The 13,851-nt window shown below is 53.2% G+C and carries 13 protein-coding genes; 9 read left to right on the top strand and 4 right to left on the bottom strand.

Going from position 1 to position 13,851, the window contains the following annotated elements; translation table 11 throughout:
• The first annotated feature begins 120 nt into the window (after nt 1–120).
• On the top strand, nt 121–3,894 hold the full coding sequence (locus JT719_RS20595) for a transglutaminase domain-containing protein (RefSeq protein WP_207435644.1): 3,774 nt from the start codon (nt 121–123) through the stop codon (nt 3,892–3,894).
• Between the two features lie 296 nt (nt 3,895–4,190).
• Here the strand turns inward: JT719_RS20595 and JT719_RS20590 are convergent, their stop codons facing one another.
• Together JT719_RS20590 and xerD are read right to left on the bottom strand one after the other, a co-directional pair.
• Nucleotides 4,191–4,832, bottom strand: coding sequence for a hypothetical protein (locus JT719_RS20590; protein ID WP_207435643.1), 642 nt, complete (start codon nt 4,830–4,832; stop codon nt 4,191–4,193).
• Between the two features lie 24 nt (nt 4,833–4,856).
• Nucleotides 4,857–5,756: a site-specific tyrosine recombinase XerD gene (gene xerD / locus JT719_RS20585; RefSeq protein ID WP_207435642.1), complete on the bottom strand. Its 900-nt coding sequence runs from the start codon at nt 5,754–5,756 to the stop codon at nt 4,857–4,859.
• Nucleotides 5,757–5,898: 142 nt separating this feature from the next.
• Here xerD and JT719_RS20580 point away from each other — a divergent pair, with 142 nt between their 5' ends.
• From JT719_RS20580 to JT719_RS20555, 6 genes are all read left to right on the top strand, one after another.
• Nucleotides 5,899–6,357: a type II 3-dehydroquinate dehydratase gene (locus JT719_RS20580; RefSeq protein WP_207435641.1), complete on the top strand. Its 459-nt coding sequence runs from the start codon at nt 5,899–5,901 to the stop codon at nt 6,355–6,357.
• A gap of 162 nt (nt 6,358–6,519) precedes the next feature.
• A complete protein-coding gene (locus JT719_RS20575) occupies nt 6,520–7,581 on the top strand; it encodes an aminotransferase class V-fold PLP-dependent enzyme (RefSeq protein ID WP_207435640.1) in 1,062 nt (353 codons plus the stop codon).
• A gap of 45 nt (nt 7,582–7,626) precedes the next feature.
• Nucleotides 7,627–8,199 (top strand): MarC family protein, encoded by a 573-nt coding sequence (locus tag JT719_RS20570; protein WP_207435639.1) that lies wholly within the window; start codon nt 7,627–7,629, stop codon nt 8,197–8,199.
• 93 nt (nt 8,200–8,292) lie between these two features.
• On the top strand, nt 8,293–9,117 hold the full coding sequence (locus JT719_RS20565) for a carboxypeptidase-like regulatory domain-containing protein (protein WP_207435638.1): 825 nt from the start codon (nt 8,293–8,295) through the stop codon (nt 9,115–9,117).
• Between the two features lie 223 nt (nt 9,118–9,340).
• Complete coding sequence (gene rnhA, locus JT719_RS20560) at nt 9,341–9,802, top strand: ribonuclease HI (RefSeq protein WP_207435637.1); 462 nt, start codon at nt 9,341–9,343, stop codon at nt 9,800–9,802.
• 210 nt (nt 9,803–10,012) lie between these two features.
• Nucleotides 10,013–10,726: a methyltransferase gene (locus JT719_RS20555; protein ID WP_207435636.1), complete on the top strand. Its 714-nt coding sequence runs from the start codon at nt 10,013–10,015 to the stop codon at nt 10,724–10,726.
• Nucleotides 10,727–10,775: 49 nt separating this feature from the next.
• On the opposite strand, the gene JT719_RS20550 is transcribed toward JT719_RS20555, so the two are convergent.
• Nucleotides 10,776–12,107 carry a saccharopine dehydrogenase family protein gene (locus tag JT719_RS20550; protein WP_207435635.1) on the bottom strand — a complete coding sequence of 444 codons (1,332 nt, stop codon included), beginning with the start codon at nt 12,105–12,107 and terminating at the stop codon, nt 10,776–10,778.
• A 27-nt stretch (nt 12,108–12,134) separates the two neighbouring features.
• Between JT719_RS20550 and cdd the strand changes: the two genes are divergently transcribed.
• Together cdd and JT719_RS20540 are read left to right on the top strand one after the other, a co-directional pair.
• On the top strand, nt 12,135–12,716 hold the full coding sequence (cdd, locus tag JT719_RS20545) for a cytidine deaminase (RefSeq protein WP_423227981.1): 582 nt from the start codon (nt 12,135–12,137) through the stop codon (nt 12,714–12,716).
• A 1-nt stretch (nt 12,717) separates the two neighbouring features.
• Entirely contained in the window at nt 12,718–13,368 is a 651-nt protein-coding gene (locus tag JT719_RS20540) for an alpha/beta hydrolase (RefSeq protein ID WP_341350787.1), read from the top strand.
• Between the two features lie 47 nt (nt 13,369–13,415).
• On the opposite strand, the gene JT719_RS20535 is transcribed toward JT719_RS20540, so the two are convergent.
• Nucleotides 13,416–13,808 carry a VOC family protein gene (locus tag JT719_RS20535; protein ID WP_207435633.1) on the bottom strand — a complete coding sequence of 131 codons (393 nt, stop codon included), beginning with the start codon at nt 13,806–13,808 and terminating at the stop codon, nt 13,416–13,418.
• Nucleotides 13,809–13,851 lie beyond the last annotated feature (43 nt).

Genomic DNA, 13,851 nt, shown 5'->3' with positions numbered 1-13,851 from the left:
TTTCTGAAAAACAGCCTAAAAACACCTTCTTGGATAATCATTTCTTTAAATCCTAAGGCTTTCTTGCTTCAGTACTATATTCTACAGAAATTCAGGGGCAATTTTGTCAGTTACCCGCCTATGCGTACCACTACCCCTTTCGCCCGCCGACTTGCGGCCCTTGTGCTCTTATTTGTTTACCTTTTACCGTCTTTCCCAACGTTTGCGGCAGCCCCCTCCACTCTGGACCAGGCCTGGGAGAAATTCCACGCCAACCAACGGGCAGAGGCACGGGAGCTTTTCCAGAAAGCCTCTTTGGAACCCGCCTCCAAAGCCGAGGCGCACTTAGGTTTGTCTTTGCTGGCTTCGCTGGATAAACCCGAGAAAGAAGCCTTCGCACAGTTTCAGGAGTTCTTCAAGGCCTCCTCAAACCCTTACCCGTACGTGTATGCGCTCTGGACCACTCCGTCTTTGATGGCGGGTGCCGGAAAGAAATCTGAGGCGCAGTTGGCGTTTCTCAAGCAGTTGATTTCTGACCCTAAGGCAGATGGTACGCTCAAAGCGATGGCGTACTCAATGCTGGGCGGCCACTATGAAAACAGCAACCAGCCCGCCGCTGCCAAAGAAGCGTACGCCAGAATTGGAGCGCTGGACAAGTGGCAGGTGGTAGGTGAGTTCGAGAACATGTCAGGAAGCGGGTTCCACAAGGAATTCGGGCCGTTAACCAAGCCGGAGGGCACCGCCACCTTCACCAACAAGCACGGTGCCACGGTTTCCTGGTTCACGCCCCCGGCCACCCGTAATGATAAGTGGATTGACTTTACTTACCACTTCTATTTTAACGATGCGGCCATCTACGCCCAGACCTTCGTGAACAGCCCCAAAGAGCAGCAGGTGCAGCTGCGCCTGGGCGTTTCGGGCTCTTTGAAAGCGTGGGTGAACGACCGTCTGGTTTTCGCCGATGACGTGGAACGCAACAACGACCTGGACACCTATTTAACGCCTGTTTCGCTCAAAAAAGGCCAAAACCGCATTCTGGTGCAGGTAGGCGAAAGCTACGCCGGCCGGTCAAACTTCCTGGCGCGCCTCACCGATGAGAAAGGCAATCCTATCTCGGGCTTGACTTCTACCGCAGAGTACCAAGCGTACTCCAAAGACTCGGGCGCCACCCCGGCTTCCCTCACGCTCTCGGTAGAGGAGTTCTTCCAGAAGCAGACGCAGGAAAACCCCAGCCAGATTTTGCCTAAACTACTGCTGGCCCAAACCTACCTGCGCAATGACAAAACCGCCGATGCCCGTCGTGTGTACCGCCAAACCCAGAAACTGGTGCCCAACAGCAGCTACGTGGTATTGCGCCAACTAGAAGCGTATCAACGGGAAGAAAACCGCACCTCGGTGACTACCACTTTGGAGTGGCTCAAGGAGCACGATCCTAGTTTGTCGTTCTCCCTGGATCTTCGGTTTGAAGAGGAACTGGAGAAAGAGAACTATACCCAGGCCCTTGCGTTGCTGGATCAGATGGAAGCCCAGCAAGGCCTTGACGAAACCATCCTGGCCAAGCGCATCAAAGTGCTGTCCAAGAAAGAACAGTACAATGAGGTCATCAAACTGGCCGAGCGCGGCTACACCACCTACCCCGAGAACCCGGCGTTCATTGAGCTCAAGTACATGATTGAGAAGAACGTGAACAAAAATCAGAGCGGGGCAGCCAACGTGCTCAAGAAGTACCTGAAGGAAAACAAATCATTCGCGGTGTCGCAGCGGCTGGCGTCCCTGTATTTTGACAAAGGGGACATGAGCAACGGCATCAAACTGTACCAGCAGTACTTGCAGGAAGAGCCGGTGGCCGTGGGCATTCAGCACAGCCTGGCCAACATCTACGCCCAGGCGCAGAACCACAAACTGGCCGAGGAAGCCTACCGCAAAACCCTGCAATTATCGCCGTACATTGGTCAATACTGGGCCGATCTGGCCAAAACCTTCAATGCCCAGCAAAAGAAAGAGGAAGCGCTTACTGCCTATCGCAAAGCCGTGCACCTGGACCCCACCGATTACACCAGTCTCAAGGAACTCCGCGCTTTGGAGAACAAAAAGGAAGTGTTCAGTTATTTCCCGCAGACCGATGTGTATTCTTTGATCAAGAAAGCCCCGGCCGCAGCGGCCTTCCCGGAACACAGCAGTTTGGTCTTGCTGGACGAGGTGCAGAAAGTGGTCTACAAAGGCGGCGCCTCTGAGGAGAAACGCACGCTGGTGGTGAAGACCTTTAACCAGCAAGGCGTGGAGTTCTGGAAAGAGTACTCCATTGGCTACCACAACATGCAGCGCCAGCTCCTGGAAAAAGCCGAGGTGGTGAAACAAAACGGCAGCAAAGTACCCGCCGAGAACAACGAAGGCCAACTGGTGTTCACCAACCTGGAGCCCGGCGATGCCATCCACATCACCTATAAACTGGAAAACCACCTGTTGGGCAAACTAGCCTCGCACTTCTGGGACCGCCACTTCTTCACCCATTTCCTGCCGTACCAGACTACCCGCTACAGTTTGCTGGTGGATCAGGATACCAAGTTCCAGTACAAAGTGACCCAGAAAGCAATGGAGCCCAAGGTGCAGAACGCCGATGAGTTCAAGTTGTACGTGTGGGAGCAGAAAGACCAGCCCGGCCTGAAAACCGAGGACAAAATGCCGGTGCTCTCAGACGTGAGCCAGACCCTGTACATCTCCTCGTTCCCCGACTGGAAGTTCATCTCCAACTGGTACGCCGATCTGGCCGCCTCCAAAGCCCGCCCCGATTACGAGGTGAAACAGGCCGTGGAAGAAGTGTTCGCGGGTAAGCAGAACCTCACGCCTGTGCAGAAAGCCCAGGCCATTTACGAGTACATCACCAGTAACATCACCTACAGCTCCATCCCGTTCCGCCAGAGCGGAATTGTGCCGCAACGCCCTTCAGACGTGCTCAGCACCAAGATTGGCGACTGCAAAGACGTTTCCACGCTGTTTGTGGCCATGTGTCGCGAGGTTGGCGTTCCGGCCCAACTGGTGCTGGTAAACACCCGCGACAACGGCTACGATGACCTGGTGCTGCCATCCATTGATTTCAACCACTGCATCGCCAAGATCAACCTGCCGGAGAAAGAAATGTACGTGGAGCTGACGTCTAACTTCCTGCCCTTCGGGAGTCTGTATCAGGGCATGCTGCAGTCGGGTATTCTGGAAATCGATGATGAGCAGAGCCAGGCCAGCCGCACGTTGTCGCACCTGAATCCTACTACCCGCCCTCTGAACATCATCCACCGCGATGTGACGCTGAAACTGGAAGGCAACGGCTTGACCGTAACGGAGGAAAACTACAAAACCGGAGCCATGGCCGCCGAAGCCAAACAACGCTACCGCGATGTAGGGCAACAGGAGCGGGAGCGCATTGTGCAGCAGGCCATCCACGCCGAACTGCCCAGCGTAAAATTGACGGAGTTATCTTTCCAGGGCCTGGAAGGCTCCAAAGACACGGTGCGTTGCCGCCTGGCTTACCAGGCCAATGATGTGGTGAAGCACGTAGGCGGCATGTCTTTGTTCTCCCTGCCCTGGACCAGCAAAGCCACTGCCCGGGATTTCACCTTCCACGAGGCCCGCACCACCCCACTGGACCTCACCCAGATCATGTACGCCGACCATGACCGCGAGACCATCACCATGACCCTGCCCACTAAAAAGGTATTGGCCGAGCTCCCACAACAGGTGAAACTGACCTGCCCCGTAGCCGAGTACTCGCTTACCTTCAAGAAAGTGAACAACCAACTGGTCTTCACCCGCGAACTCAGGTTCACCAAAGACATGATCCAACCCAAAGACATGGCCGAGTTTGAAGCATTCTACAAAAAAGTAATCGCCGCCGATGCCCGCCAGTTGGCGTTGAAGTAATTTCTATTCTATAACAAAAGCAAAAGGCCTGCGGTAGTACCGCAGGCCTTTTGCTTTTGTAGCTAATTTTAGAGAATCGGCCTATAAACACGATTGACGTTCATTATAGCTCACTATGGCGCGGAAGTTACTTCCGTGCCTTTCTATTCTGCTATGCAAGGCACGGAAGTAACTTCCGCGCCATAGAAGGTAATGCTCTCTTACAGTCCTTTGTTTTAGACTTTATTTTTAGAAAAAGTAGGCTTAAAGCTGTGTTATCCTACAGTAATCAGATTTACTCAAATGATTTTCAAACTCTACCTAATGGTAATCCAATCCATTTGAACGTTCCCATTTCTTACCTTAGAACCATCTTCAATTTCCTTATATACCCCAATTTGGTTCTTCTCATTTGTGTTGAAGACAAAGATCCAGCCCTTTTCAGTATCTTCTAACAACTCGCCTCCATTCATTAAGTCCAGATAATAAAGAGCTTGAGGATACTTCTTGGACAATTCATTTGCTGTCATCTTTGGATGAATGCCACTAGATGTTTTTAATTCCTTGTGAAAGCCTACAAGTGCAATAATGGAATCTGTGTCATAAAATGGTACTATTGCTAAAATAGGTTCTTTGTTATATTGGTAGAGATATACCTCACCACCTCCATCGAAACCAACATCATAGGATTCAATTACCTCCTTTGTCAAACTAGTTAATTCAGATTCAAAATCGGAGATATTTTGACCTACTTTAATTGCCCCTATCCTGCCTTTTCCAATTTCAAACCTCTTGAAATCAAACGCTGATTTTTTGGGGCTTTCAGGAACCACTTTCTCAGTTACTCCAGATTTTTCTCTAATGCCAGACGAAGGTTTTTTTTCTACTTCTTTTTCCTGGCAGGACAATAGGTACAAGCAAAGTAAAAGGATACAGCACCCATATTTCATACTTTTCATTAATGTATTACGGCCTATTTCTCCCTAACTCCTCGGGTGGAATTCCTGAATCACCTGCTTGAGGTAATCGCGGTCCAGGTGGGTGTAGATCTCGGTGGTGGTGATGGACTCGTGCCCCAGCATTTCCTGCACGGCCCGCAGGTCGGCGCCGCCTTCAATGAGGTGGGTGGCGAAGGAGTGCCGGAAAGTGTGCGGGCTGATGTTCTTCTGCAAACCTACTTTGGCGGCCAGGTCTTTGATGATGTTGAACACCATCACGCGGCTCAGGCTGGTGCCCCGGCGGTTCACAAACACAAAGTCCTCGTGGCCTTTTTTGATGGTTTGGTGCCGGCGCACCCCATCTAAGTACACCCTGATGTATTTGAGGGCATCGCGGCCAATAGGCACCAGACGCTCTTTGTTGCCTTTTCCCATAATCCGTAGGAAACCCAGGTCTTCGTACAGATTGGTGATTTTCAACTCTATCAGCTCGGTTACCCGTAAGCCAGAACTGTAGAGCGTTTCCAGCATGGCCTTGTTGCGGGTACCTTCTGGGGTGCTCACATCAATAGCGTCAAAGAGCGTGGTGATTTCCTCGTAGCTTAACGTATCGGGGAGTTTGCGCTGCAGTTTAGGACCCTCAATGGTCTCGGTGGGGTCGGCGTCCAGTACTTCTTCCATGATCAGGAACTTGTAGAACGACCTGATGCCGGAGATGGTGCGGGCCTGCGAATGCGCGGTCATACCAAGCGTATTGATCCATTCCAGAAAACCCTGCAGGTGTTTGGCCTCAACAGCCAGCGGACCTACCTTCTGGTTTGTGACTTCAAAAAATTGCACCAGTTTGCGGACATCCCGCAGATAAGCCTCTACGGAGTGGCTGGATAACGACTTCTCAACCTGAAGGTATCCTTGAAATTGGGTAAGACTTAGTGACCAGTTCATGGGGGCACAGTGGTTTGGGGGAAAACCTTTTGCAGGCAACTTATAAAAGACAAAAACTGCCTACTGCCCAAAGGTAGTTATTCCGTACATTTGGTCATGCTGTTCTGCTCTTTTTTTTAAAGAGACTTCTATTCTTAACATTATGAAAATATTGATACTCAATGGCCCCAACCTGAACCTGCTGGGCCGCCGCGAAAAGTCTATCTATGGCTCCCGTTCGTTTGAAGACTACCTGGAGAAGGACCTGATTCCCGCTTTCCCAGACATGGAGCTGGAGTATTTCCAATCTAACGTAGAGGGCGTGCTCATAGATAAACTCCACGAAGTGGGTTTCCATTACCAGGGAATTGTGTTCAACGCCGGCGCGTACACCCATTCTTCCCTGGCCCTGGCCGATGCCATTGCCGCCATTGAAACTCCCGTGATTGAGGTGCACATCTCCAACGTGTTTGCCCGCGAGGCCACCCGCCACGTCACCTACATTGGGGGCCGGTGCAAAGGCAGCATCAGCGGATTTGGCCTGGAAAGTTATCGGCTTGCGTTGCAGTACTTTGAGCGCCAAAAGCCCAATAAGGTAGGATTTAGTTACACCAAAGCGTAACCAGCCATCGTTTTTAACGTGTAGGACATTTCAGATGGCCCTGGTTTTCCTAATTTGGGGCTAAATTTCAGAAAACAGCCTTAAAACTGCTGCGGCCGCTGAAATGGACCGGCACTTGTGCCGCTTTCTCACCAACGTTCCACTACAACCACCTTCCTGCCCATGCTAAACTTTTATCCGGGTCCGTCCAAAGTTTACCCCGAGGTTCGTGAATACATGACCATGGCTTATGACGAAGGCATGCTCAGTATTCCGCACCGCGGCGATCGCTTTGTACAGATGATGCGCGACCTGGTAGGGCTGCTACGTACCAAACTGAATATTCCGCAGGACTATTTTATATACTTCACCTCCTCGGCCACGGAGTGCTGGGAGATCATTGCCCAAAGCCTCACCCCCACCAAAAGCCTTCATTTGTACAACGGGGCTTTTGGGGAGAAATGGTGCCAATATGCCAAACGCCTTCGGCCCGATTGCTACGGACAGCAATTTGGCGTGGACGATGTGCTGGACGTGCCCAACATTCCGGTAGAAGACGATACCGATGTGATCTGCGTGACCCAGACCGAGACCTCCAACGGTACGCAGGTGAACATGAATACCCTGCTTAAGCTGCAGAACCAGTTCAAAGATCCGTTGCTGGCCGTAGACGCCACTTCCAGCATGGCGGGCATCAACTTAAAGTTCATCCGTGCCGATATCTGGTTTGCCTCGGTGCAGAAATGCTTCGGGTTGCCGGCCGGCATGGGCGTACTGGTGTGCTCGCCGCGTACCATTCACCGCGCCAAGGTGCTGAATGAACGCAACCACTACAACAGCCTGCTGTTTCTGCACGAGAAAATGCTCAATTACCAGACCGGGCACACGCCTAACGTACTGAATCTGTACCTCATGCGCCGCACGCTGGAGAATAAGCCGTTCATTAAGAACGTAGACCAACTGTTGGTGCAACGGGCGCAGGAATTGTACGCGTTCTTTGAGGAACTCACTGAGATGCAGCTGCTGGTGGAGAACCCCGAGGTACGGGCTCACACCGTCATTGCCGTACGGGGCACCGATAAGTGGATCCAGGAAATAAAGCGGAACGCGGCTGCGCAGAACATAACCCTGGGCAACGGCTACGGGCAATGGGCCAAAAGCACTTTCAGGGTGGCTAACTTCCCGGCCATTGTAGACGCCGAATATGACGTGCTGCGTAATTTCATTTCTACCCATTATCATTAATTTCGTGCCGGAAACAGCTCACTACCGTTGTTTCCAGATTCCACTATGCTCCAATTCAGCTTTAAAGAGATTGCATCGGTCAGCCTGATTCTGTTCGCCATCATTGACATCCTGGGTTCTATTCCCATTATTATTGAACTGCGCCGGCGCGAGGGCATCATTCAATCTGAGAAAGCTACCCTGGTGGCCGGGGTTCTTATGATCGCGTTCCTGTTCCTGGGAGATGCCATCCTGAAACTTTTCGGCATAGATTTTCAGTCGTTCGCGCTGGCGGGGGCCATCATCATCTTTCTGATTGGGATGGAGATGGTGCTGGGCATTCACCTGTTCCACTCCAACCCAGACACCAAAACCGGTTCTATTGTGCCGTTGGCCTTCCCCATGATTGTGGGGGCCGGTACCATGACCACGCTGCTTTCGCTGCGGGCGGCGTATGCGCTGCCTAACGTGATTGTGGGCATTCTCCTGAATCTGCTGTTTGTGTACATCGTGCTCAAGAGTTCTAACTGGCTGGAGCGCAAACTGGGCCAGAACGGCACCGAGGTGCTGCGCAAGGTCTTCGGCGTGATTCTGCTGGCCATTGCCATTAAGCTGTTCAAGACGCACGTTTCCATCTAACCGTTTTCAGGCCGATTTCAGGAAAAGAGCAGAAAAACGGGAAGCAGGCAACCAAGATTGGGATTTCAGCATCTACCTGGCAAACCCAACTCTATGACCCGCTGCCTCACGCTTTTGCTCATTCTTCTTTCATTTCTGGCCCAGGCCCAACACCTGAGAGGCCGCATCACCGATGCACACGCCAAACCACTGCCGTACGTGAACATTGGCGTGGTGGGCAAAGACGTGGGCACCGTTTCCGCGGCCAACGGAGCCTTTTTTATTCAGCTTCCGGCAACTTTAGACGAGGAAACCCTGCAGATCTCGGCCATTGGCTACGCCACCCGCAAATGGAAAGTCAAGGACTTTAAACAGCAGTTCACCGGCCCTAACGCCACCATCTCTTTGGAGGAACAGGCTGTAGCCTTGGGCGAAGTAGTGGTGCGTCCGCAGAAGTTCGTGACCAAAGTGGTAGGCAATACCACCACCTCCAAATCCATTATGGCGGGTTTTAAAACCAACAACCTGGGGCACGAGGTGGGCATCGCGCTGAACATCAAGAAGCCTTCTTTTCTGGAGAAAGTCACCTTCAACGTGGCCCATAACCAATACGATACCCTTTTCCTGCGCATCAACGTCTACCGGATGACCAAGGACGGCCCCGCTGAAAACATCCTGCGCGAACCCATTTACCTGCAGGTGGCCAAAAAAGACATCGGGGACGGAGTCTCCCTGGACCTACGCGACCGCAACATCTACCTGGAGTCTGATGTGCTCCTTTCGCTTGAGTTGGTGCGCGACCTGGGCAAAGGCGGCCTCACCTTCAGCGGCGGTTTCCTCAACGTAGACTGTTATTTCCGGCACACAAGCCAAAGCAACTGGCAGAAAGTCCCCATCGTGGGCCTGGGCTTCAACGCCACCATCAGTTATGCGAAATGAATGATTGAGAGAATGAGTGATTGAGTGAATGGAGGTGAGAACTTGCTTCAATTTGCTTGATGCTTCAATTTGCTTTGGGATTTAGGCTCTATTTCTGAAAAACAGGCGCAAAACGGGTGAGGTTCTTCACACACATCTGCGGTATTGTTGGAAAATATTCTTCCTGTAGGGCTGCCGCTTGCCGGGCATTGGGTATTTTTGCGGCACACTAACCCAACACGTTTTGATTGAGATTTTTACCGATGGTGCCTCTAGAGGCAACCCGGGTCCTGGCGGCTACGGCGTGATTCTGCGCTACGGTCCGCACGTGAAAGAACTAAGCGAAGGTTTCCGCAAGACTACCAATAACCGCATGGAGTTGCTGGCCGTGATCAAAGGTCTGGAGGCCATCACCCGGCCCGGCATTCCCGTGACCATCTACTCAGACTCCAAATACGTGGTAGATGCCGTGGAGAAAAAATGGGTGTTTGGCTGGGAGAAAAAGGGCTTCACCGGCAAGGCCAACCCCGATCTGTGGCAACGCTTTCTCAAAATCTACCGCCAGCACCAGGTGAAATTTGTGTGGGTACGCGGCCACGCCGGCCACCCCGAGAACGAGCGCTGCGACAGACTAGCCGTAGCCGCCGCCCTGCAACCCAACCTCCCCCCCGACGCCGGATTTGAAGCCAACCCTACAGCAGGGTAATGTTCTAATGGGTTAATGTGCTGATTAGATAATGTGCTGATGTGCTAATTAGATAATGTGCTATCTTAAAGAAAGCACGTTCAAGCAAATCAATGAACTTATATTGATGCACTAATTCTTATGTTGCATTCCCCAAGCTTCTCAGCACCTTTTCTATCATCCATCCAGCCATTAGCACATCAGCACATTAATTCATTAGCACATTAACCCGTGGCCAACGATTACTTCCAGTTCAAACAGTTTCTCATCAGGCAGGACCGCTGCGCCATGAAAGTGTGCACCGATTCCTGCGTACTGGGGGCCTATGCCCAGGTTGCCGGGGCCAAACGCATTCTGGACATCGGCGCTGGAACCGGATTGCTGAGCTTGATGGTGGCGCAGCGGGCACCGGAGGCCCATATTGAAGCGGTAGAGATTGACCCGGCCGCGGCGGCGCAGGCGCAGGAAAACATCTGCCTCAGTCCGTGGGCAGACCGGGTGCGCCTGTTCCCGATGAGCTTGCAGGAGTTTGCCCAAATCAACCCGGGTCAGTTCGATATTATCATCAGCAATCCCCCGTTTTTCCAGGCCTCGCTGAAATCATCGGATGCGGTGAAGAACCAGGCCAAACACACCGAGACACTTTCTTTCACGGAGGTGATCTCGTTTTCGGCCCGATTTCTCTCATCTGAAGGGAAACTGCACATTCTGCTGCCGCCGCACGAGGCCCGGGTATTTGAGCAGGAAGCCCACGCCAACGGGTTTTACACAAACAATATCCTTTGGCTGGAGGCTACACCGGGTGGTAAGCTGCTGCGGACCATTCACACCTATTCGCGGCTACGAAGCACGATGAGTGAAAGCACGCTGGCGGTAAGAGAAAAAGACCATACCTACACCCAGGCTTTCCGGGAGTTGCTTAAAGACTATTACCTTATTTTCTGATCCTCATTTTGGGCCTCGTTTGCAGAAATCAGCCCCGAAATGGTTTATCCTATTCTTCCTTTTCGGTGAAGGTGACGCCGTGCTGTTCCAGTTCCGTCAGAATGGGTTCGTAGAGGTCCGCTTGCAGGGGCACTACTACGCCCGTGGAGGTCAGTTTCCCTTCCAGCAGCAGTTTGGTAGCGATGCCTACGGGCAGGCCCACGGTTTTGGCCATGGCGGTCTGCACCTCGTCATCGCCCAATACCACCAGCGAGGAAGTCAGTTTCTTTTGTTCGCCGTTCAGTTCGTACTCAAACTGGTGCAGCATCACAATCATGTCCTTGTCGCCGGGGCTAAGATTCCAGCGTTGTACCAGCAGTTTCTCCAGGGCCTGGGCCGGTGTGGCATTCTCCACCCCTATCGGTACCTCGTCAAACAAACCGGTCCATTCCACCAGTTGCAATTCCTGAGCATCTGGGGCGAGGCCCACGTAATGCGCCACGCGTTCTCTTAAGGAGAGGGAATCAGCCGAAACGGGCAGGAAACTCTCCACCAGTTGCCGGTAGGTCATGTTCACCGAGTCTTCCAGCGGATAAGAGTCATCCGTAAGGCCCAGTTGCACCAACACCTGCCACGCCTGGCAGTAGCCGGGCCGGCGCAACGTTCCCCGTAGCATGGTTGGGATCTTGTGCAAACCGTAGGGATCGCGGTAGCTGAGGGAATCGCGGTTGGCGTAGCCGTCAAACGCCCCGAACCCGTCTACCTGAAACGTCTGGGTGCGGCGGAACAACTGTTGGTACGGGATGTACTTGTAGGCGCCGTTCTCCATGTAGCGGGCGGTGCCCTGCCCGGCCAGAATCACGTTGCGCGGGTTCCACGTGAACTTGTAGTGCCAGGGATTGGTGTCCGATTCCGGGGCCATCAACCCGCCGGTGAACGATTTGAACGAGGTAACCGTGCCGCCCTGCCCCTTGATGTGGTGGATGATCTTCATGGCCGACATGTGGTCGATGCCCGGGTCCAGGCCGCACTCCATCAGGAAAGTGAGCCCTTTGGCTTTCACCTCGGGTTCCATCGCTTTGATTTGAGGCGGCACATACGACGCCGTGATCAGGTGTTTGCCCAGCGCCAGGCACGTCTCGGCCACCAGAGGATGAAACAAGGCGGGCAACATAGAGATGACCACCTCCACCTGGGCGATCTCCTCAATCCGCTGGTCCTGGTTCTGCACATCAAACGCGAAAGCCCTGGTCTGTGGGTACGGCCGCAGCTTGGTTTCCAGGTGATGCACTGAAACATCGCCAATGGCGATTTGCCAGTTGTGCTGCGACGCATTGGAAAGCAGGTAGTCAATGAGGACCGAGGCAGAGCGGCCAGCGCCCAGGAGCAGGATTCGTTTCATAGTGCGGGAAAGGGTTTGCGTCCTAAAATGGGCATTTTTTGCGGGCCAGACAACCCTGGTTGCATTTTCCAAGCCACTTATTATCTTTGGCTCCCGTACGATACCGTGCGGAAACCGCACCTTATGATAGAACAAGTACAGCTTACCATTACCTATGAGGTAGTGTCTTCCCCCGAAGAATTAACTCCGCAGGAACGCCACATCCTGCAACTTGCCCAGCAAGCCACCGATAACGCCTACGCCCCCTACTCCAACTTTCTGGTAGGCGCGGCCCTGCTCCTTTCAGACGGAAGTACCCACCAGGGCACCAACCAGGAAAACGCTGCGTACCCCTCGGGGCTTTGCGCCGAAAGGACGCTGCTGTTTGGCGTAGGCTCCAATTATCCCAAACAGAAGATAGAAATCCTGGCGGTGACGGCCAGGCGTCGGCATGAAGATTATTTTGTGCCTGCTTGTCCGTGTGGTTCCTGCCGCCAAGTAATGGCGGAGTACGAACATCGGCAGAACTCGCCCTTTAAACTATTGATGCAGTCCCATGACGGCAAGGTAGTTCGGTTCCAATCAGCCGGTGACCTGCTGCCGTTTACTTTCACCAAAGAAAACCTGTAAAGTGGCTGCTCAACACCGAACGCTGCAAGTACCCCGCACCGCGCATCTGTACCAGGCCGGAACGCTTTCCGCCGAAACCCAACACCTCTGGATAGTCTGCCACGGCTACGGCCAGTTAGCGCGTTATTTCATCCGGCACTTTGAAGGACTGGTGGATGAACACACCGCCGTGCTGGCCCCGGAGGCGAACTCCAGATTTTACCTGGAAGGCGTCTCAGGCCGAGTAGGTGCCACCTGGATGACGAAGGAGGAGCGCCTGCACGAGATCTCGGATTACGTCTCTTATCTGAATCTGGTGCGGGAAACGGCGCTGCAGGAGGCTCCCAACGCAACACTGCACGTGCTGGGCTTTTCGCAAGGCGGGGCCACTGTGTGCCGCTGGCTGGCGCAAGCCCAATGGCCGGTTACCAGGCTGGTGCTCTGGGCCGGCATGTTCCCCGAGGATATGGAAATGGCCTCGGCCCGGCAAGCACTGGCCCACACCAAACTCTCCTACGTGTATGGCCTCCAAGATCCTTTCGTGGCCGATGAAAAAGTGCAGGAGCAGTTAACCCGCGTGCGGGCCGCAGGACTGGAACCCGAGATCATCACCTTTGAGGGCAAGCACGAGATCAACCCCGAGGTTCTACAGCAAATCAAGAAAAATTTGTAGCTGTTTCGGGCCCGTTCTCAAGAAAATAGCCTTAAAATGAGAGTGGGTTAATCGCCCCAGATGCCGGGCACCACAATCTCCAACAGGTGCTGGTCGGGATCCCGGAAGTAAAAGGATTTGCGCTCGTGCGGCCAGGATTGCTCGTGCTCAATGGAAATTCCGGCTTGGGTAAGTTTGTCTTTCCAGGGTTGGTACTCCTCTGGTTCGCACTCAAAAGCAAGATGCAAGTGTCCCTCTCCGTAATGGGGCGGGAGGTTTTTAATCTCACGGGTCACTTGGGAGTTGAAGCATAACAGCACCGAGGTACCTGCCCTGAAGAACACGTGCCGGCCGGCCACCTGCCCAATCACGGGAAGCCCCAGCACCTGGGTGTAGAAGGCGGTGGTGCGGTCTAAATCCTGCACGTAGAGGCACGTTTCCTTAATCTTCCTGAATTCCATGCGATGGGGTTTATTGGTTCTGCAACGCAAATCTTTTCAGGAA

This window comes from Sabulibacter ruber (assembly GCF_017355955.1).
Taxonomy (GTDB): domain Bacteria; phylum Bacteroidota; class Bacteroidia; order Cytophagales; family Hymenobacteraceae; genus Nibribacter; species Nibribacter ruber_A.
This window is presented reverse-complemented; position numbering and strand designations above follow the sequence as displayed.